Raw genomic sequence first — 20612 nt, 5'->3', positions numbered from 1 at the left:
AGGAATCGCCCGGATGGACGCCAGTGAACTCGCCCGATTGATCGCCCAGGGGCGAGGCACCGAGCCGGCTGACCTGGTGATCAAGAATGTGCGCCTGCTCGACCTCGTCAGCGGCGATCTGACCGAGACCGACATCGCCATCGGCGGGGACCGCATCGTCGGGACCTATGCCAGCTATCGCGGCCGGCGCGAGATCGATGGGCGGGGGCTCGTGGCCGTGCCCGGATTCATCGATACGCATCTGCATGTCGAATCCTCGCTGGTCACGCCAGCCGAGTTCGATCGCTGCGTGCTGCGCCATGGCGTGACCACCGCCATCTGCGACCCGCACGAGATCTCCAATGTTGTCGGTGTCGAGGGCATCCGCTACTTCCTGGAAGCCGCCGGCCATACGGCCTTGGATCTGCGCGTCCAGCTTTCGAGCTGCGTGCCCTCGACCCATCTGGAGACCGCCGGTGCAAGGCTCGAGGCCGCGGACCTCGAGCCGTTCATGAACCACCCTTGCGTGATCGGCCTGGCCGAATTCATGAATTTTCCGGGGGTGATCAACGCCGATCCCGCTTGCCTCACCAAGCTTCTGCCGTTCCAGGACGGCCACATCGATGGTCACGCCCCGCTGCTGTCAGGCACCGATCTCAACGCTTATCTCGTCGCTCGCATCCGCACCGACCATGAGACGACGACGGCTAGGGAGGGCCGGGAGAAGCTCGCCAAGGGCATGACGCTACTGATCCGCGAGGGCTCTGTCTCCAAGGATCTGCACGCTCTTGCGGAACTGATCACCATCCGTAATTCGCCCTATCTCGCTTTCTGCACCGACGACCGCAATCCTCTCGACATTGCCGAAGAGGGCCATCTCGATTTCATGATTCGCACCGCCATCGCCCTCGGTGCCGAGCCGCTCGCGGTCTATCGCACCGCCACCCTGTCGGCGGCCATGGCCTTCGGGCTCAAGGATCGCGGCGTGATCGCGCCGGGCAAGCGGGCCGACATCGTGCTCATCGAGGATCTCGATCATTGCGCTGTACGACAGGTGATCAGTGCGGGCCGGCTGGTAGAGGACGGCCTGTTCGAGGGGCGGACCCGAATTGCGCCGGTGGGTCTCGGCTCTATCAGGGCACCCCGCGTCTCGGCCGCCGATTTCCGTGTGGCGGCGAGCGGACCGACGGGGCCGGTGATGGGAGTGGCGCCCGGCAAGATCATCACCGAGCATCTGCGGCTGAGCCTGCCCTATCAGAATGGTTATCGCGGCATCGACCTCGACCAGGATGTGGTGAAGGTGGCCGTGGTCGAGCGGCACGGCGTCAATGGCAATATCGGGCGTGGCTTCGTCAAGGGTTTCGGCCTGAAGCGGGGGGCGATCGCTTCTTCAGTGGGGCACGATTCGCACAATATCTGCGTCGTCGGCGCCGACGACGCGGACATGGCGCTGGCGGTCAACCATCTCGGTGAGATCGGCGGCGGCTTCGCAGTAGCCCAGGATGGCGTCATCCTGGCCGAATTGGCACTTCCGGTAGCGGGATTGATGAGCCTGCTCACCTTCGAGGAGGTGCGTGATCGCCTGATCCCGCTGCGCGCGGCCGCCAAATCCCTCGGCGTCACCCTGGCCGAACCCTTCCTGCAGGTTGCGTTCCTGCCCCTGCCGGTAATTCCCCATCTCAAGATCACCGACATGGGCATGGTCGACGTCGATCGCTTCGAGCTGATCACCGCTTGAGTCACGCTTCCCGCGGTACTGGAAAAGCGCCGTACTCCGGGCTCTTATGCAGGGATCCGGAATCGTTTTCCGATTACGGCTCGGACCCGATTTCTGAATCGGGTCCGAGCCGTAGGTTATTGTTTTCGCATCATTTTTGCCGAAAATCGGTGTCCACTTTTCGGCACGATACTCAGAGTGCTCGTGATGAAACTGCTCGTCGTCTACTGCCATCCGTGTTCGGAAAGCTTTGGCGCCTCCATTCGGGATACGGCGCTGCAAACGCTGAAAAGGGCGGGGCATGAGGTGCGACTGATAGACCTGTACGCCCTGAATTTCGACCCGGTCATGAGCGCGGAGGAGCGGCGCGGCTACCACGAACGCGGAAGCAACGAGGCGCCCGTGGCTGAGCACCTCGCGCACCTTCGCTGGTGCGAGGGCCTGATCTTCATCTACCCCACCTGGTGGTACGGACCGCCCGCCATGCTCAAAGGCTGGCTCGAGCGGGTCTGGGTGCCGCATGCCACTTTCACCATGCCCGAAAATGGCAAGGCGATCGGGCCGGTACTGACGCAGATCCGCTTGCTGGCGGTTATCTCCACGTTGGGATCGCCCTGGTGGTGGTGGACGTTGTTCATGAAGGCGCCAGGCCGAAACATTCTTCTGCGTGGCTTGCGGGCACTTTGCGCGCCGCGCTGCCGTACCTTGTGGCTGGCCTTGCACCGCCTGGACGAAGCCAGTGAAACGCAACGTCGTCATTTTCTTGCGAAAGTCGAGAAGAAGATGGCGGCCCTCAAGAATTGAGAACCCCCGAGGCGCAATATCCGCGGGTATCTGGAGCAAGTTCGATCAGTTCTCGATACAGGGAAGTTTGGCGCTGATGCCATCCTCGTGAGCCGAATTACCGAACGCCTCCGCCGACAGCCACAAAAGGCCGAGTTTTGCCGAATTTATGCAAGATGTACGGGTATTGTCATGCTTCGGACTTGACTTAGGCACCAGCCTATTGTCTCAACGCGCCGTCTCAAACGGGGTTCTTGCATGAGTATCGCCTTCACGTTTCCCGGCCAGGGAAGCCAAAGCGTGGGTATGGGCAAGGCGCTAGCCGATGCCTTTCCCGTCGCCCGCGCCGTCTTCGACGAGATCGACGCTGCGCTTGGCCAGAAGCTGACGGCCGTGATCTGGGATGGCCCGGAGAACGACCTCACTCTTACCGAGAACGCCCAGCCGGCCCTGATGGCCGTCTCGCTGGCGGCTTTCCGCGTGCTGCAGGACGAGGCCGGCCTCGACCTCAAGAAACATGCCAGCTTCGTCGCCGGCCATTCGCTCGGCGAATATTCGGCCCTGGCTGCCTCCGGTGCACTGACGATCGCCGATACGGCTCGGCTGCTGCGCATTCGCGGACGGGCGATGCAGGCTGCGACGCCGGTAGGTACTGGCGCCATGGCCGCTCTTCTCGGCCTCGACTATGAGCAGGCAGTTGCCGTCGCCGCCGAGGCGGCGCAGGGCGAAGTCTGCCAGGCCGCCAACGACAATGCACCGGGCCAGGTGGTCATCTCAGGCACCAAGGCAGCGGTGGAGCGCGCGCTGGAGATCGCCAAGGGCAAGGGTGCCAAGCGAGCCATCCTCCTGCCGGTTTCAGCGCCTTTCCATTGCGCCCTGATGCAGCCGGCCGCCGATGCCATGGCCGAGGCGCTCGAAAAGGTTGCCATCGCGGCCCCGGCCGTGCCCCTGGTCGCCAATGTCCTCGCCCGGCCGATCGTGGATCCTTCCGAGATCCGCCGTCGTCTCGTCGAGCAGGTGACGGGAACAGTGCGCTGGCGTGAAAGCGTCGAATATCTCGCCGGAGCCGGTGTCACCAAACTGGTGGAAGTCGGCTCCGGAAAGGTTCTGAGCGGGCTGGTCAGGCGCATAGCCTCCGGCGTAGAAGCGGTGAGCATTGGCACGCCGGACGATGTCGCGGCATTCGCGCCGACCTTGCAATGAAAGGGCCCACGGCCACCCGCCCGACAGCAGGTGGCCATTTCGGGTGAGGATAAACAATAAAGGTGCGCCCGCAGCGACCGGCAGCACTCGATTGGGGATGACGATGTTCGACCTTACTGGCAAGACAGCCCTGGTGACCGGAGCCACGGGCGGAATCGGAGCGGCCATTGCCGCATCCCTGCACCGCCAGGGCGCTACGGTAGCGCTTTCTGGCACGCGCAAGGCGGTGCTGGAGGAACTGGCGGCCAAGCTCGGTGACCGTGCTCATGTCTTCGCCTGCGACCTCACCGATAAGGAACAGCTCGGCACGCTGGTTCCGAATGTCGAGGCAGCCCTCGGTCAGTTGGACATTCTGGTCAACAATGCCGGTTTCACCCGCGACAATCTGATGCTGCGCATGAAGGACGAGGACTGGGACAGCGTCATCGCCGTCAATCTTTCCGCCGCTTTCCATCTGTCGCGAGCCGCCGTGAAGGGGATGCTGAAGCGCCGCACCGGACGCATCATCAACATCGCTTCCCTGTCCGGTGTCATCGGCAATCCGGGGCAGACCAATTATGCCGCCTCCAAGGCCGGCCTGGTCGGCATGTCCAAATCACTGGCCCACGAGGTGGCCAGCCGCGGAATCACCGTCAATTGCATCGCGCCGGGCTTTATCGAAACGGCGATGACGGATGCCCTCAACGAGAAGCAAATGGAGCCGATCCTTGCCGCTATCCCCGTGCATCGGCTCGGCCATGTCGACGAGATTGCGGCCGCAGCCGTTTACCTTGCCTCTTCGGAGGCTGCCTACACCACCGGGCAAACTTTGAATATTAACGGCGGAATGGCAATGATTTGAACGAGTTAGAAGTCAATTCCACAGTGGTTTCCACTGGTGGGATGCCCGCTGGCAATGGCATTTGAAGTGTGTTAATCACCGCCGAGGGACATTCCGATGGCCCCTATGAATGTGATTGTCCGGGATAATCGGAGGCCGATCGAAGGATTGGCCCCGGCTCAAGGAACTATCAAATACCGACCGCCTAACCGGCGGCGGAATAAAGTGCCGGCAGGCAGTCTTGGTTTATCAAAGGAACGAAAAATGAGCGATATCGCAGACCGCGTGAAGAAGATCGTGGTTGAACACCTCGGCGTCGATCCGGACAAGGTCACCGAGAATGCGAGCTTCATCGACGATCTGGGCGCTGACTCTCTCGACACGGTTGAGCTGGTCATGGCTTTCGAGGAAGAGTTCAACTGCGAAATCCCCGATGATGCCGCAGAGACGATTCTGACCGTCGGCGATGCTGTCAAGTTCCTGACCAAGGCTACGGCCTGAGACGATCGGGGAGCGCAGGCTCCCCGATATCCATCCATCGACCGGCCGAGGGACGAGATTGCATCATTGCCGGGAGGTCTGGAGTGTCAGCAGACATAGAGGCTGCCAGTTCAGCGTAAGGGCAATGCGTTCGAAGCATTGGAAGGGGCGATCCTCGGAGCGTCCGCATTCTGTGCTAGCCTTGCGCCAGGCAATCTTGCGATCAATCGGGTTTGAGTAGCCGGGGAGGGCGATTCCCCGGCCTTTGGAGGTTCTATGAGGCGCGTTGTCGTAACTGGTCTCGGCATGGTCAACCCGATGGGTGGCGATGTCGAAACGTCGTGGTCCAATCTCCTTGCGAGCAAGAGCGGCATCGTCAAGATCGACCGTTTCGAGACGGAAGATCTCAAGGCCCGGATTGCCGGCCTGATCCCGGCTGGCGATGGCAGCAACGGCACCTATAATCCCGACCAGTGGATGGAGCCCAAGGAGCAGCGCAAGGTCGACGATTTCATCGTCTTTGCCATGGCCGCCGCGACCCAGGCTCTCGACGATGCCGGTTGGCATCCTGCTTCGCAGAAGGATCAGGAAGAGACCGGTGTCCTGATCGGCTCGGGTATCGGTGGCCTGCAGGGCATCGAAGACGCCGCGCTGACCTTGAAGGATCGCGGCCCAGGGCGCATCTCGCCCTTCTTCATTCCCGGCCGCCTGATCAATCTGGCCGGTGGCCAGGTCTCCATCCGCCATGGCCTGAAGGGGCCGAACCATGCGGTGGTCACGGCCTGCTCGACTGGCGCACACGCCATCGGCGATGCCGCCCGCCTGATCGCGCTCGGCGATGCCGAGGTGATGGTAGCCGGTGGTACCGAATCTCCGGTCTGCCGTCTCGCCCTTGCTGGTTTTGCCGCCTGCCGCGCGTTGTCGACCTCCTTCAACGACGAACCGGCGCGCGCCTCGCGCCCCTATGATCGCGATCGCGATGGTTTCGTCATGGGCGAGGGTGCCGGTTGCGTCGTGCTGGAGGAGTATGGCCACGCCAAGGCGCGTGGCGCCAAGATCTATGCCGAAGTCATCGGCTATGGTCTTTCGGGCGACGCCTATCACATTACCGCACCGTCCGAAGATGGTGACGGCGCCTTCCGCAGCATGCAGATGGCGGTGAAGCGGGCGGGGATCTCCGTCGGCGAGATCGACTACATCAACGCGCACGGCACTTCCACGATGGCCGATACGATTGAGCTCGGCGCCGTTCAGCGCCTGCTCGGCAATGCGTCCGCGACGGCCTCGATGTCGTCGACCAAATCGGCGACCGGCCATTTGCTTGGCGCTGCCGGTGCGATCGAGGCAATCTTCTCGATCCTGGCCCTTCGCGATCAGATCGTGCCACCCACCATCAATCTGGAGAATCCCGAAGTGGAGACCCCGATCGATCTGGTGCCGTTGACGGCTCGCAAGCGCGAGGTGAACGTGGTGCTCTCCAATTCCTTCGGGTTTGGCGGCACCAACGCCTCCATCATTTTGCGCAAGGCGGACTGACGTCTCGCCGGGATTCGGCGCGCGGCTGCAGAGGCCCGGCTGGCATTTTCGCCATATTCGCGAGGCATGCCGGTTGAAACAAACGCGATGTGGCTTCCGATTCCCGGAATCGGAGGCCGCCTTATTGTTCGTATTTTGATGCATTTTTGCCGAAACAAATTGCTACTTCCAAGCGCGGCACAATCAGGTTGGCATTTTGGCGAGATGTAACGCTCGCGGGGCCTGGCCGGGCATCTATGTAGGCGTACGAGGTTTCTATGGTCGATGATCGGGATGATTCGGGACTAGCGAACGAACGCTCGCGCTCCTTCGGGAAAGGCGCAGCCGGCTCGCGCGGATCCCGCAACATGATCCAGCCCGATGCTGTCGCCAAGCCGCCGACACGTTCGAGCGCGGTGCGCAATCCCTTCGTGGTGGCTGGCAATGCCGTCTTCGTCCTGCTGATGCTGGTCGCTATCGGTGGTTATTTCGGTTTGCGTCAGTTCACGTCGGCCGGGCCGCTGGCGGAAGCCAAGACGGTCTATGTGCCAAAGGGCAGCGGTCGCGACGAGATCGCCGATTCCCTCGAACGCCAGGGTGTGATCGATGGCGCCACCACCTTCACCACCGGCGTCTACATGCTCGGCCACGGCAATGATCTGAAGGCCGGCGAGTATGCCTTCAAGCCGGGCGTCTCCATGTATGACGTCATGAACATTCTGGTGGACGGCAAGGTGATCCAGCATTCGATCACCATCCCCGAGGGCCTTACCAGCCAGATGATCATCGACCGGCTGAACCAGGACGACCTGCTCACGGGTGATGCCCCGCCGGTGCCGGCCGAAGGGGCGTTGCTGCCCGATACCTACAAATATGAGCGCGGCACCACCCGTTCGGCCATGGTGCGCAAGATGCAGGAAGAGCAACGGGCGCTGGTCGACCAGATCTGGAAGCAGCGCTCCGCCAACCTGCCGCTGAAGAGTCCGGCGGAAATGGTAACGCTCGCCTCGATCGTCGAGAAGGAGACGGGCCAGGCGGACGAACGTCCGCATGTCGCCAGCGTCTTCATCAACAGGCTGCAGAAGAACATGCGCCTGCAATCAGATCCGACCGTGATCTATGGCATGGTCGGCGGCAAGGGCAAGCTCGACAGGGCCCTGACCAGCGCCGACCTCACGCAGCCGACGCGCTTCAACACCTACACCATATCCGGCCTGCCGCCGTCCCCCATCGCCAATCCCGGAAAGGCTGCAATGCAGGCCGTGGCGACGCCTTTGGCCACCAAGGATCTCTATTTTGTCGCCGACGGCACGGGCGGGCATGCCTTCGCCCCCACCTTGGACGAGCACAACAAGAATGTCGCCAAATGGCGCCAGTTCCAGCAACAGGGCGGCAACGCCCCAGTAGCGCCGTCCCCGCCTGCGCCCGAACCGGACGCTGCTACGCCGCCGGCACCTGCCCCGGCTGAGGCACCCGTCGCCAAGCCCCCGGCCAAGCCCTGCAAGAAGGGCAGCAAGGCCTGCAAGCAGCAGACCGAGGCCGAGGCTCCGGTCGCGCCCACGCCGCCGCCGGCACCTGCCCCGTCGCCTGCGCCCGCGGCCGATATCCCGCTGCCTGCCCCGTCGGCTCCGTCGGCGTCTCCAGCCCCTTCGACGCCTCCGGCCGCCCAGGCGCCGACCGCTCCCAATGCTGACCCGACCCAGGCCGCAAAGCCCAAGAAGGGTGGCTTTGACGATCCCGTCGCCAACACCACCCATGATCCGCTGCTCGACAAGACCTTCGATCTGAACTCGCCGCAGACGGTGCAGTAAGCCGGCTGCATCCGATTGGCTTGAGCGCGGAGCCCTTGGGCTCTATCTTCCGTCAGGCTCTGTTCGGCGCGCTTACGGCGCGTCGAGGGAGAGCGCTCAGTTTTCGTTGCTGGTAAAATCATCCGGCCGGACGCTGAAATCACCGTATGGAATGTAGGAAGATGTCCGTTGTCAGCATGACCGGCTTTGCCCGGGTAGAAGGACAGACCGGCGCGAACCGCTGGGCCTGGGAAATCAAGACCGTCAATGGCAAAAGCCTCGATGTCCGCTTCCGGTTGCCTCCGGGATTCGATGCGTTGGAGGCGTCGGCGCGTGCCGCTTTGGGCGCGGCCTTTGCCCGTGGTTCGTGTCAGATCGGCCTGTCGCTGAAGCGTGACGCCGTGGCGCCGGTGGTCCGCATCAATCAAGCGGTGCTCGATGCCATCGTCACGGCGATGGCCGAGGCCTCGCAGAAGGTGGATGCGGCGGCACCGCGCCTCGATGGCCTCTTTGCCATCAAGGGCGTGCTCGAGGTCGAGGACCAGGAGGAGGACGAGGCTGGGCGCACCGCGCTGCAGGGGGCCCTGCTGGAGGGGTTCGCCAAGGCCATTGCCCAATGCGCCGAGATGAGGCGCCAGGAGGGGCAGGCACTCGCCCGCGTCCTGCTCGGTCGCATCGACGAGATCGAAGCCCTCACGCATGCAGCGGACGCCAATCCGGCGCGCCAGCCCGCGGCGGTGCGCGATCGGCTTGCCGCGCAGATTGCCGCTCTCCTCGATGCGTCGTCGTCGCTCGATCCCGATAGGTTGCACCAGGAGGCGATCCTGATGGCCGCCAAGGCCGACATACGCGAGGAACTCGACCGGCTGCACGCCCATATTGCCGCTGCTCGCGATCTCCTGGCCAAGGGCGGGCCGGTGGGACGGCGCCTCGACTTCCTCGCCCAGGAATTCAACCGGGAAGTCAACACCCTTTGCTCCAAGGCGAATGATGTCAGCTTGACCGCGACCGGCCTTTCTCTCAAAGCAGTGGTCGAGCAATTCCGCGAACAGGTTCAAAATATCGAATGAGTAGCACTGCGTCCGTTCCTCAGCGCCGGGGCCTCCTGCTGATCGTTTCCTCGCCCTCCGGCGCTGGCAAGACCACGCTGACGCGCCTGCTTCTGGCCGAGGACAAATCGATGCATCTGTCGATCTCGGTTACCACCCGCCCGCGCCGCGGCAGCGAGATCGATGGCGTCCATTATCGCTTCATCGACGCAGGCACCTTCGAGACCATGCGCGAAAGAGACGAATTGCTGGAATCGGCCAAGGTCCACGGCAACTACTACGGCACGCCGGCAAGGCCGGTTGAGGAGGCGCTGGCCGCCGGGCGCGATGTCCTGTTCGACATCGATTGGCAGGGCACCATGCAGATCTACAACAAGATGAGGCCTGACATCGTGTCCGTCTTCGTCTTGCCGCCATCGGTGGCCGAACTGAAGGCGAGGCTCGAGCGGCGGGCCGAGGACAGCGCGGAGATCATTCTGCAGCGCCTGCAGAATGCCCGCGTCGAGATCAGCCACTGGACCAAATATGACTATGTGCTGGTCAACACCGATCTGCAGACCACCTATGCCAAGCTCAAGGAAATCCTCGACGTCGAGCGCATGAAGCGCCAAGACAAGTCGCAGGTCAGCCGCCTGGTCGACACTTTGAAGGCGGATCTCGACGCCCTGACGCGCGGGCGCTGACGGGACGGGGGGAGTAGATCCCCCTGACTTCCTGGTTCTATTTCAAGGTGTTCGCAAGGGCGACGAAGGCGGCCACGGGAACTTCCTCGGCTCGCATTTCCGGACGCAGGCCTGTATCGGCCAGCGCGGCCACCAGATCGCCACCAAGCCCTTTGAGGCTCTGGCGCAGCATTTTGCGCCGCTGGCCGAAGGCCGCCTGCGTGACCCGTTCCAGGGCGGCTGCGGTACAGGGCAGGGGCGTCGGCCGCGGGCGCAGATGCACCACCGAAGAGGTGACCTTGGGCGGCGGCACGAAGGCGCTTGGCGGTACGTCGAAAACGATTTCGGCTTCCGTCCGCCACCCGGCCAGGACGCCGAGGCGGCCATAGGCATCGTCCGCTTCGGTCGCCACGATACGTTCGGCGACCTCCTTCTGGAACATCAGCGTCATCGACTGGAACCAGGGCGGCCAAGGCTCGGACTTCAGCCAGCCGATCAGCAGGGGCGTGGCGACATTGTAGGGCAGGTTGGCGGCGATGCGGACCGGCCCTTCCAGTCCCGCGATCAAGGCCGGCCAATCGGCTTCGAGGGCATCGCCGGCATGCACGGTCAGCCGGCCGGGATAATGAGCGGCAATTTCGGCCAAGGCCGCCAGACAGCGCTCGTCGCGTTCCACGGCAACCACGTGCCTCGCTCCGCAGGCCAGCAGCGCCCGGGTGAGGCCGCCAGGGCCGGGGCCGACCTCCACCACATTCACCCCCTCCAGCGAGCCGCCGGCACGCGCGATCTTGGCGGTGAGATTGAGGTCGAGCAGGAAGTTCTGGCCAAGCGACTTCTTGGCCATCAATTCATGCTGGCGGATGACCTCGCGCAGCGGGGGAAGAGTATCGATCTGCACCATGACGGGCCCCAAAGCGTTTTGCGATCTGACGGCGTTGCCCGGAATCGCAAAGACGCGCCAAGACAAGGAGTTAGAGTAGAGTGCGATTCGATGGAATCGCACTCTACTCTAACGTGACATTCTGTCGGCCAGTGACAGGCTGGCGAGGAAACTGGAAGGGTTGGCCTTGCCCGTGCCCGCAAGATCGAAGGCCGTGCCATGATCGGGCGAAGTGCGGACGAAGGGCAGGCCCAGGGTCACGTTGACGGCCTCGTCGAAGGCCAGCGCCTTGGCCGGTGCCAGGGCCTGATCATGATACATGCACAGGGCCGCATCATAGGTTTGCCGCGCCCGGGCATGAAACATGGTGTCGGCGGGCAGGGGACCCCGGGCGTCGATGCCGGCGGCCCTGAGCCTGGCGACGGCGGGTGCGACCACGGCGTTGTCCTCGCTGCCCAAAGTGCCGTTCTCGCCGGCATGGGGATTGAGCCCGGCAACCGCGAGGCGCGGTGCGGCGATGCCAAAACGAGCCCCGAGGTCCCGGGCAACGATCAGGCCTGTTTCGTAGATCAAGTCCTCGGTGAGGGCCGTGGGCACGTCGGCCAGGGGGATGTGGATAGTGACCGGCACAACCGCGACGGTTTCGGACCAGATCATCATCACGGGCCTAAAGGCTGCTTCTCGATATTGCCCATCAGTGGCTCGATCAGGAAGAATCGGCTTGCCATCGCCCTGCCAATGGCGCCGGGCCAGTTCGCCCAGGAATTCAGTGTGCCCCGGATAGCCGAAACCGGCGCGGTAAAGCACCTCCTTCATGATTGGTGACGTCACCACGGCCCGAGCATGGTTCACGCGAATTGACAGTATGGCTCGTTCGATCGACTCGATGACCGCGCCGGCACCAGCGACATCGGGCTTGCCGGGCCGATCGGGTACCGGATTTAGCAGGGGGACGACGGGAAGGCCGCGCGCGAAGGCTGCAGGCGCGCCGGCTTCGTCGGTCTCGATGATGGCAAGGTCCAGGCCGATCCGCCTGGCGCGCGCCGACAACAGGGCGGGGTCGGCATAGACGAAGAAGGGCGCCTCTTCCCGGCGGGCTGCACCTGCCATCACGATCAGTTCGGGCCCGATGCCAGCCGGTTCTCCCATGGTCAAGACAATCGGCAGGGCGGGCTGTTCGGTCGGCATTGTCAGGTCAGATGGGCTCGCTTGATCTCAGAAGGTCTTCAGATTGCCGTAGCGGTCGGTATAGCTGCTCGGCTTGGTGACATTGAGATCGTCGAAGTCGTTGTTCCAGACCTTGTTGGTGAATTCCTTAGGGCTACCACTGACGCCGAGGCCACGCAGTTGCAATTGGAACTGCACCGTGGTGTCGTATTTCAACGACGTGGTGTCATAGGAACGCGAGACGCTCATGCCGAGCGCGATGCAGGCGTCGACATAGGTCAGTCCGGCATAGCTCGACGCGAATTTCTTCGTCTTCATATCGTAAAGAGCACCGGCGCTGGCGATCCAGTTCTCGCTCAGCTTCAGGGCGGCCTTGCCGTTGACGCCTTCGCGATCGTCGAGCCCAAGCAGGGGCTGGGCATCGTAGCGCGCATAGGTGACATCGGCCTTCAGGCGTCCGAGGGTGCCGAGGACACCGATCTCGAACTGCCGCATGTCCCAGTTCTTCTGGTCGAAGCGGGCACCCGACATCACGGCAAAATTGTTCACCGGCTGCAGATAGACACGCCCGACATAGTCGGAAACGTTGCGATCCAGTCCCGACTGCAGGCCCGTATTGGCCATGTCGCCAGTGGTGTAGGGGTTGGTGCCGCCGAAGGAATAGGACTGGCCGAACATGGCGTTATAGTAGCCGCCGCCATTGGTGGTCAGCGAATATTGCAGGCCAGCATTGATGCGAGAGCCGTCCTCGACCCGGTCATAGCCGGAATACTTGTCCCAGGCGAACAGGTTGCTGTCGTCGAAAATCAGGCTCTGTGCGTCTTCGTTGGGGAAGACGCCGCTCTGCATCGCCTTGGGGCGCAGGATGATCTGGGCGATCGGTTCGATGATCTGCGTACCCCAATCGGACTGCGAGATGAAGGGATAGCGGTAGTCGAGGCCGATGGCTGGCACCAGGCGTGCGGCCGTATCGTTCTTCTTGTTGCTGACGAACTGGTCGGCAGGGTTGCCGTCGAGCTGGGTGAAGCCCAGATCGCCGCGGACATAGGCGAAGGGGGTCCACTGCTGCCCATAGGTGTCGGTAAAGGTCTTCTTCCAATAGGCGTTGATCGAGGCGCGGGTATAGGTGCCATCAATGCCGCGCTGCAGGCAGTTCGTCCGAGTCTTCGGAGAGAGGTTGTCGCAGTTGTAGCCCAGAATATTGTCGAAGGCAGCCTGCTGACGCGTCAGGCTGGTCAGATTGAAATTCCAGCCCAGCTCACCGCCGAGCACCGGGTGGTCGACGATATAGTCATAGTCGAGCACCGGCGCGACGACGGGCAATTGCTTCTGTACGTCGGCCGTGGTCAGGCCCTGGAAATAATAGGCGCGCAGATCGAACCAGGATTTGGTGCCCACGCCCGTCAGATAGACGGTGGAGGTCGCCTCGGTCTTGCCCCGCAGATTGTCGAGCCGGTAGTCGCGCCAATAATATTTGTCGCTCAGCAGCGAGCCGTCCCAGCCGAAGCGCCATTTGTCGTTCAGCCAGAATTCGCCCTTGGACGAAATCGAGCCGCGCCAATTCGGCTTGCCAATATCCTCATTGGCGAACTTGTCCGGGTCGCTGATAAAGGCACCCGATGCCATCACCGAATAGGCGCCATTCAGCGTGCGATGGCGCCACTCAATCTGGCCCGTCGGCCCCTGACTGCTGGCATAGCCGGGCGTGAGCGTCAGATCGTAGTTGGGAGCGAGGTCGATGAAATAGGGCAGTTCGGCTCCATAGCCGATCCGGGAGCTATGGAAATAGCGCGGCGTGATGAAGCCGCTCTTGCGGGTGACGGTCGGGTCGGGTGTCGACATATAGGGCAGGTAGGCGATCGGCATGCCGAAGAACTCAAAGCGAGCATCTTCGAAATAGATCATCTTTTCCTGCTGGTTATGGATGACCTTGACAGCCTTGATCTGCCACAGCGGCGGCTTTTGCGGATTGTCGGCACAAGGGGAGCAGGCGGAATAGATGCCGTTCTGGAACACGGTGACGTTGCCGCCGGTGCGCTCGGCCCGGTTGGAGGCGATATAGAGTTCGTCCGCCGTCACCGTCTTCAGCGAATTGACGAAGCCGTCCTTGAAATCGTCGGTGAGGTCGAAATTATCGGCATAGGTCTTCGTGCCGTCGGCTTCGGTGATCACGACATTGCCGTTGGCGCGCACGCGCTTGCCCTTGCGGTCATAGACCACACGGTCTGCCTGCAGGGCGCGGCCGTTGTAGTAGATCTGCACCGTGCCGATGGCCGTTACGACCTCGTTGTCCTGATCATACTGCATCTCCCTGGCCTTGAGGACCATGTTGGAGCTGCCTTGGCCTCCGGCACCATCGGAACGTGCACCCAGGGGCCCGAGCAGGTTCTCCTGGGCGTGAACTTTCGATGGCAACAACGCAAACGACAGCGCTGCAACCGCTACGGTGGTGCACAGCATGGTCGTAAGGAAGTGGCGAGCTGATACGCGCATCAGCCATCCTCCTGGTTAAGCAACACGGTAAATCCGATCAGGGCCGCAATGGCGGCCGGAGTCCAAGCGGCGACGGCCGGCGCAACCAGCCCCGCAATGCCCAGGTCCTTGGCCATTTTGGTTACGACATACAGCAAGAAACCCGCCCCGATTCCACTCAAGATCATCACACCAATACCACCCAGGCGAGCAAACCGAAGCGATACCGTCGCGGCGATCAGCACCATCGCCACGAGCAGCAGGGGACGAGCAAGAAGCGTCTGATATTGCAACCGGTAGTCATTTGCTTCAAGTCCCGCGGCGCCCTGTTGTTCGATTGATGAAGGGAGTCTCCAGAAAGACACGCTGTCCGCGGACACCGCAAATTGCTGATCAACCTGAGACTTGGTCAAATTGCTAGGAAAATCAACGATTTCTGAGGTTTTTACCGACTGGTTGGGGATGAATTCCTGAACCTTGGATAGATGCCAGGCACCCTTGTCAAGTTTTGCGGTATCCGCCTCGATGCGCCTGATAAAGCGGCCATCGGCATCGAGGGCATAGATGGTGACCCCCGTCAGCGCGCCGTCGTCGCTATTCTCGGCCGAGGTATGGATGACCGCCTGGCCATCGCGGATCCAGCGGCTCTTGTCGTCATCGCGCACCTGGCGAGAGCCAAAGACGCGCGTATCGAGCACGTCGCTTCTGGTTTTCAGCGCGGCCGAGAGCGGGTTGAAGGCCATCGCGGCAAGGAGGCCGAGGAGGATGGCACAGATGATCGGCGGGGCCAGGAACTGCCAGACCGACAGGCCGGCGGCGCGCATCACCACCAGTTCGAGCCGTAGGCTGAGATTGACGAAGCAGATGATGGCCCCGAACAGGAAGACGAAGGGCAGGGTCTGCTCGATGATGGAGGGCGTCCGCAGCAGAGACAGAGTGGCGATCGAGCCTACGGATACATGTGGCAAGTCGCTGGCGCGCCGGCTGGTTTCGGCAAAATCCAGCAGGAAGATCATGACGAACAAGAAGGCGAGCACGCCGAAAATGGCGATCAGGAAGCGCTTGCTGAGGTAACGGCCGAGGGTGGAGGTCATGATCATGCGCGCGCCGTCCGGTTGGCGAGGCGCGAAGTCAGGTCATTGTACCAGTTCGTCAAGCTGCGCGGCAGCGACAGGCGCAAATGGCCGGTAATGACGGCAAGGCAGATCAGGGACGTCAGGACCGGCACGCCGAATGCGATATAGACGCCGCCAGCCGTGTGTACGCTCAGACTCTGCGTGGCGATGAAGCCGAGAATGCGCACCACCACGACGCTCAGAATGGCAAAACCGATCGCGCTGGCCCGGCCCTGGCGGGTTGTGCGCGCCTGGCCGAGGAAGGCGAGGGCGATCAGCATGAAGGCGATCGGATAGAGGGGAGCGGTAAACCGGTCCACAAGTTCGCCGCGAACGCGGCCACGCTCGGCCGGTCCTTTCATCTCGGATGGCTGGGCGTTCCAGAGTTCACTGGTGTAGCGGTCGCGCGGCTTGTAGTTGATGGCATCGTTGTCGTCGCGGGCGAGTTGGGAGAGGTCGAACTGATATTGCTCGAAGGTGACGATCGAGGCATCGGAGGAGGCGCCGCCTTCCTGCTGCTGCAGCGAGCCGTTGTTCAGGACCAGCACCAACCCCGTCGAGGTATCGACGATCTTGCCGGTCCCGGCGATATAGGTCTTGGTCTTGCCCTTGTCGCGAGCATCCTGCACGAAAATACCGAGCAGCGTGCCATCTTCCTGGCGTTTACGGATATGGAAGGTGAAGCCGCGCAGAGCGGTGAACTGGCCTTCCTTGAGGAAGTGCTGCACCACGTCGGCCGCGGCGGCGACACGCCAGGCGGTCAGCTCATGCTGGCTGGCAGGCTGGATATAGAGGGTGACGGCGGCGATCCCCGCGGCGACGAGGCCGGTAATGCCGGCAAAGGGCGTGATCAGCCGCGAGGGGGAATAGCCCGCCGCATTGAGAACGACAAGTTCGGAACCGGCATTGAGACGTTGCAGCAGCCATACTGCGGCCAGGAAGACAGCAAGTGGCGCGACCACCACCATAAGCGCAGGCAGGGCAAGCGAACTGATGGCCAGGAAGACCAGGACGGACTGGCCCTGTGCCGTCATGACATTGAACTCGCGCAGGGCGCCGACCATCCAGGCCAGGAGCGTCAGCACGACGAGGCAGACCAGAAAGGCAAAGCCAAACTGTCTGGCAATATATCGGCTGACGAGGTTCATTGCCTTCTCGGGTCTCCTACCCGTTGCTTGTATCCTCCTGCTAGGTGGCAGGCGAGACGTTTGTATGGCAGGACCGAGGCTGCGAGCGATTTGTTGTAGACATGGTTACGGATTGACATGCAAAAGTCCCAACAAGCCGTCAACCGCGCGGCAGCTTCCTAGAATGGGCATCAATTATGGTTTCCGAATTGAAACTGTCTTTTTCAAAAGTCGAGAAAATTGCCGACGGCATTGCCGTCATATTCACAAATATCGATTTGGCCGTATCGCCTGAAACGGAAGCTGCTCTACCGGGTATCGGCAGTCTGGTCAAACGTGCGGCTTCCGCCGATAATTTCAAGGGGAAGGCGCTGGCCTCCCTCGACATTCTTGCTCCGTCCGGCCTGCCGGTGGACCGGGTGATCGCGGTTTCTCTCGGCAAGGCTGAAGAAAGCGCCCGCACCGATTGGGTCAAGGCCGGTGGCAATGTGATCGGCAAGCTGCCGGTCTCGGCGAAGACGGTTACCGTGGTGCTGGACCTGCCGGAGGCGGCCATCACCGCCGATCAGGTGGCGGACTTCGCCCTCGGGGCCAGGCTGCGGGCCTATAAGTTCGAGCGCTACAAGACGCGCAAGCAGGACGATGCGGCGAGCAAGGTGCTTGAACTGACGATCGCCAGCGGTGTCGACGGCGCGGCCAAAAAGGCTGGCAAGTCTCGCGAAGCGATCGCAGACGGCGTCAGGCTTGCTCGCGATCTCGTCAACGAGCCGCCGAACGTGCTCTATCCCGAGGCCTTCGCCAAACGCGCGGCCGAACTGGAGGAACTCGGCGTCGAGATCGACATTCTCGACGTCAAGGCCATGAAGAAACTCGGCATGGGGGCGCTGCTCGGTGTCGGCCAGGGCTCCGAGCATGACAGCCGGCTGGTGGTGATGCGCTGGAATGGCGCCAAGAATCGCGAGGCCAAGCCGGTTGCCTTCATCGGCAAGGGCGTGACCTTCGACACCGGCGGCATTTCCATCAAGCCGGCTTCCGGCATGGAGGACATGAAGGGCGACATGGGCGGCGCGGCCTGCGTGGTCGGGTTGATGCACGCGCTTGCCGCCCGCAAGGCCAAGGCCAACGTCATCGGGGCCATCGGCGTGGTCGAGAACATGCCAGACGGCAAGGCCCAGCGTCCGGGCGATATCGTCACCTCGATGTCGGGCCAGACAATCGAGATCATCAACACCGACGCCGAGGGCCGGCTCGTGCTGGCGGATGTGCTCTGGTACATCCAGGACAAGTACAAGCCGCAATTCATGGTCAATCTCGCCACGCTCACCGGCGCCATCATGGTGGCGCTCGGCCAGGAATATGCCGGCCTCTTCTCCAACAATGACGAGCTCGCCGGGCGCCTGTTCGTGGCAGGGCAGACGACGGGCGAGAGGGTCTGGCGCATGCCGCTCGGCCCGGAATACGACAAGCTGATCGATTCCAAATTCGCGGACATGAAGAACACCGGCGGCCGCAATGGGGGGTCGATCACGGCGGCCCAGTTCCTGCAGCGCTTCGTCAACGAGACGCCTTGGGCCCATCTCGACATCGCCGGCACCGCCATGGGCTCGCCCGCCAGCGACGTCAACCGCAGTTGGGCTTCGGGCTGGGGCGTGCGCCTGCTCGACCGGCTGGTGGCTGAGCATTACGAAGGGTGAGGATCACGCTGTTCGGCACGCCTGACAGCGTCTATACACGGATCATCCGGCTGATCCTGGATTTCAAGAATATCAGCCATGAGATTGTCATGGCTGATATTTTCGACGACAGGGGCGTGCCGAATGAGTATGAGCGGCTGCATCCGTTCCGGCGTATTCCGAGCATCGAGATCGATGGTACGGTCGTCTATGAGACCGACGCCATTGCGCATTATCTTGAAGCGCTGCTGCCCGATCCTTCCCTGATACCGGCCGATCCTCGCGCGGCTGTACGCATGCGACAGATCATGCGCGTGGTCGACAATTACGCCTATCGGCCTCTCGTATGGGGAATCTACGTGCCACAATGGTGGCGCGATGGCACGATGCCCACCCCGGAGACTCTGGCGCAGGCCGAGGTGGCATTGCGCGCCCTGCAGGAATTGGTATGCGAGGGGGGTGTCGGGCTTTCTCCCAACTTGGCTTGGTGCTACCTCGCACCTGTCCTGGCCGTTGCCGACAGTGTCTCGGCTGGAAGCGAATTGATCGATCGCGTGCCGGCGCTGAAGGAATGGTGGCATTCTATCCGAAACGCGCCTGCCATGCTGCGGACGCGCTCGCCGGAAAGCGCCTATTGAGAAAGGGGAGATGATGACGGAATTGCTCTTCTATCATCTGCAGAGAGCCCCGCTTGAACGGATTCTGCCGGGCCTTTTGGAAAAATCCCTGCAGCGCGGCTGGCGTTGCGCGGTGCAGGGGCCGCAGGAGCGCCTGCGCGCGCTCGACGACGTATTGTGGACCTATAATGACGAAGCCTTCCTGCCGCATGGCCTGGAGAGTGACGATGGTCCGGCCCAGCCGATCGTGCTGGTGGCGCATGAAGGCAATCCCAACGGGGCCGTGATTCGTTTCCTCGTCGATGGCGCGCCCTTGCCGACGGATGCGCCGAGCTATGAACGCATCGTGCTGATGTTCGACGGCAACGACGCCGATGCCGTGCAGGGGGCGCGGGATCAGTGGAAGCAGGCCAAGGAACTTGGCTTTGCCGCGACCTATTGGCAGCAGAGCGACGAGGGGCGCTGGGAAAAGAAGGCGTAGGCCAGACCTGATCGAATCGGAAATCGATCTAAAGCGCTTTGCGATTTGGCGGAATCACTTCAAATCGCAAAGACGCGTCGAAACAAAGAGTTAGAGAAAAGTCTGGTTCGGAGAAATCGCACTTTGCTCTAAGCGCATTCCTGCCCCCCGGCTGACGAAACTTCCGGACCCTGCCCGAAATGCGCGCGGACATGGTCGATGAAGGCGCTTGCCATCCAGGTAATGGGAAATTGGCGCGGTGTGATGATCACGGCCTTTTGCGGGGGCAGCACATCCTCGAGCTCCACGATGGCCAGCGGGAGGCCATCCTCGCTGATACCGGACCGGGAGCGCGTGGTCAGCAGGGCAATACCGAGGCCGTTGGCGACGAGGCCGCGCACCATATCGATCGTGCGTGCCTCCATCCCCAGGGTGGGTGTCACCCCCGCCTGGCGGAACAGTGCCAGGAAATAGTCACGGCTGTGCGGCAGATTGATCAGGATCAGCGGCCAGGCCGCGAGATCCTGTAGCCGGGCGCGGCGTTTGTCGGCAAGCGGATGGCCGGCCGGAACGAGCACGTAGGGTTTGAATTCAGCGACGGTCTCGGCCGTGCCGGTGCGGCCGAGATCGAGATCGTAGAGAAGCGCAACCTCGATCAACCCGTTGTCGACCAGCCGGTGCAGTTCCTCGATATCGCCCTCCCGCATCCGGACTTCGACATGCGGATGGGACTGGCGAAAGGCGCGGATGATGGGCGGCATGTGCAGTGGGCCCAGCGTTGCGAGACAGCCGACGTCGACGAAAGTCTTCCGCCCGGACGAAACGCCCGGGGAAGCGGCCCAGGCATTGATCTGGGAGAGGATGGAGCGAGCTTCGGCAAGCTTGTCGCGGCCGGCCTGGGTGAGGACGAGGCCCTGGGCGTGGCGGCGCACGAACAGGGGCTGACCGACCCTTTCCTCCAATTGGCGGATGGCCACGGAAATCGCCGGCTGGGAGACATGAAGGGCGCGGGCCGCCTGGGCTGTGCCCTCATGCTCGGCGGCAGCAACGAAATAGCTCAGCTGGCGTACTGTGACCATGAATAGGAAAAACTTATTCTGTTG

Annotated in this window: 18 protein-coding genes; 12 read left to right on the top strand and 6 right to left on the bottom strand. The window is 62.4% G+C overall.

The window, feature by feature from the left end; all coding sequences use genetic code 11:
- The first annotated feature begins 13 nt into the window (after positions 1-13).
- The 9 genes from ade (at position 14) to gmk (ending at position 10019) form a co-directional block, all read left to right on the top strand.
- The gene (gene ade, locus ACR9ZN_RS14680) at positions 14-1717 is read left to right on the top strand and encodes an adenine deaminase (RefSeq protein ID WP_454814607.1); all 1704 of its coding nucleotides are present in this window, start codon (positions 14-16) and stop codon (positions 1715-1717) included.
- 186 nt (positions 1718-1903) lie between these two features.
- Positions 1904-2500, top strand: a complete 597-nt coding sequence (locus tag ACR9ZN_RS14675) for an NAD(P)H-dependent oxidoreductase (RefSeq protein ID WP_434957132.1) — start codon at positions 1904-1906, stop codon at positions 2498-2500.
- A 237-nt stretch (positions 2501-2737) separates the two neighbouring features.
- Positions 2738-3682 carry an ACP S-malonyltransferase gene (fabD, locus tag ACR9ZN_RS14670; protein ID WP_454814605.1) on the top strand — a complete coding sequence of 315 codons (945 nt, stop codon included), beginning with the start codon at positions 2738-2740 and terminating at the stop codon, positions 3680-3682.
- 103 nt (positions 3683-3785) lie between these two features.
- Positions 3786-4523, top strand: a complete 738-nt coding sequence (gene fabG, locus ACR9ZN_RS14665; RefSeq protein ID WP_434957130.1) for a 3-oxoacyl-[acyl-carrier-protein] reductase — start codon at positions 3786-3788, stop codon at positions 4521-4523.
- Between the two features lie 243 nt (positions 4524-4766).
- A complete protein-coding gene (locus ACR9ZN_RS14660; RefSeq protein WP_068287214.1) occupies positions 4767-5003 on the top strand; it encodes an acyl carrier protein in 237 nt (78 codons plus the stop codon).
- Positions 5004-5258: 255 nt separating this feature from the next.
- Entirely contained in the window at positions 5259-6518 is a 1260-nt protein-coding gene (gene fabF, locus ACR9ZN_RS14655; RefSeq protein WP_434957129.1) for a beta-ketoacyl-ACP synthase II, read from the top strand.
- Between the two features lie 347 nt (positions 6519-6865).
- Positions 6866-8308, top strand: a complete 1443-nt coding sequence (mltG, locus tag ACR9ZN_RS14650; protein WP_454814602.1) for an endolytic transglycosylase MltG — start codon at positions 6866-6868, stop codon at positions 8306-8308.
- Positions 8309-8469: 161 nt separating this feature from the next.
- Positions 8470-9357, top strand: coding sequence for a YicC/YloC family endoribonuclease (locus tag ACR9ZN_RS14645; protein WP_434957127.1), 888 nt, complete (start codon positions 8470-8472; stop codon positions 9355-9357).
- Positions 9354-10019, top strand: a complete 666-nt coding sequence (gene gmk, locus ACR9ZN_RS14640) for a guanylate kinase (protein ID WP_434957126.1) — start codon at positions 9354-9356, stop codon at positions 10017-10019. The genes ACR9ZN_RS14645 and gmk overlap by 4 nt, the downstream gene beginning before the upstream one ends.
- 37 nt (positions 10020-10056) lie before the next feature.
- On the opposite strand, the gene rsmA is transcribed toward gmk, so the two are convergent.
- The 5 genes from rsmA to lptF form a co-directional block, all read right to left on the bottom strand.
- Entirely contained in the window at positions 10057-10899 is an 843-nt protein-coding gene (rsmA, locus tag ACR9ZN_RS14635) for a 16S rRNA (adenine(1518)-N(6)/adenine(1519)-N(6))-dimethyltransferase RsmA (protein WP_481272529.1), read from the bottom strand.
- A gap of 108 nt (positions 10900-11007) precedes the next feature.
- Positions 11008-12066 carry a 4-hydroxythreonine-4-phosphate dehydrogenase PdxA gene (gene pdxA, locus ACR9ZN_RS14630; protein ID WP_481272528.1) on the bottom strand — a complete coding sequence of 353 codons (1059 nt, stop codon included), beginning with the start codon at positions 12064-12066 and terminating at the stop codon, positions 11008-11010.
- A gap of 27 nt (positions 12067-12093) precedes the next feature.
- Entirely contained in the window at positions 12094-14538 is a 2445-nt protein-coding gene (locus ACR9ZN_RS14625; protein ID WP_434957123.1) for an LPS-assembly protein LptD, read from the bottom strand.
- On the bottom strand, positions 14538-15617 hold the full coding sequence (gene lptG / locus ACR9ZN_RS14620; RefSeq protein WP_481272527.1) for an LPS export ABC transporter permease LptG: 1080 nt from the start codon (positions 15615-15617) through the stop codon (positions 14538-14540). The genes ACR9ZN_RS14625 and lptG overlap by 1 nt, the downstream gene beginning before the upstream one ends.
- Positions 15614-16780 carry an LPS export ABC transporter permease LptF gene (gene lptF / locus ACR9ZN_RS14615; RefSeq protein WP_434957121.1) on the bottom strand — a complete coding sequence of 389 codons (1167 nt, stop codon included), beginning with the start codon at positions 16778-16780 and terminating at the stop codon, positions 15614-15616. The genes lptG and lptF overlap by 4 nt, the downstream gene beginning before the upstream one ends.
- Before the next feature lie 176 nt (positions 16781-16956).
- On the opposite strand from lptF, the gene ACR9ZN_RS14610 reads away from it, so the two are divergent.
- The 3 genes from ACR9ZN_RS14610 to ACR9ZN_RS14600 are packed head-to-tail and all read left to right on the top strand — an operon-like array spanning position 16957 to position 19530.
- Positions 16957-18453, top strand: a complete 1497-nt coding sequence (locus tag ACR9ZN_RS14610) for a leucyl aminopeptidase (RefSeq protein ID WP_454814590.1) — start codon at positions 16957-16959, stop codon at positions 18451-18453.
- Entirely contained in the window at positions 18450-19070 is a 621-nt protein-coding gene (locus ACR9ZN_RS14605) for a glutathione S-transferase family protein (protein ID WP_481272526.1), read from the top strand. Before ACR9ZN_RS14610 ends, ACR9ZN_RS14605 begins: the two co-directional genes overlap by 4 nt.
- 13 nt (positions 19071-19083) lie before the next feature.
- Positions 19084-19530 carry a DNA polymerase III subunit chi gene (locus ACR9ZN_RS14600; protein ID WP_434959663.1) on the top strand — a complete coding sequence of 149 codons (447 nt, stop codon included), beginning with the start codon at positions 19084-19086 and terminating at the stop codon, positions 19528-19530.
- 128 nt (positions 19531-19658) lie between these two features.
- Here the strand turns inward: ACR9ZN_RS14600 and ACR9ZN_RS14595 are convergent, their stop codons facing one another.
- Positions 19659-20588: a LysR family transcriptional regulator gene (locus ACR9ZN_RS14595; RefSeq protein ID WP_481272525.1), complete on the bottom strand. Its 930-nt coding sequence runs from the start codon at positions 20586-20588 to the stop codon at positions 19659-19661.
- Positions 20589-20612: the final 24 nt, after the last annotated feature.

Source organism: Labrys sp. HAY1-8F, assembly GCF_056754975.1.
Note: the sequence above shows the minus strand (reverse complement) of the source record. Positions and strands in the feature narration are given on the sequence as shown.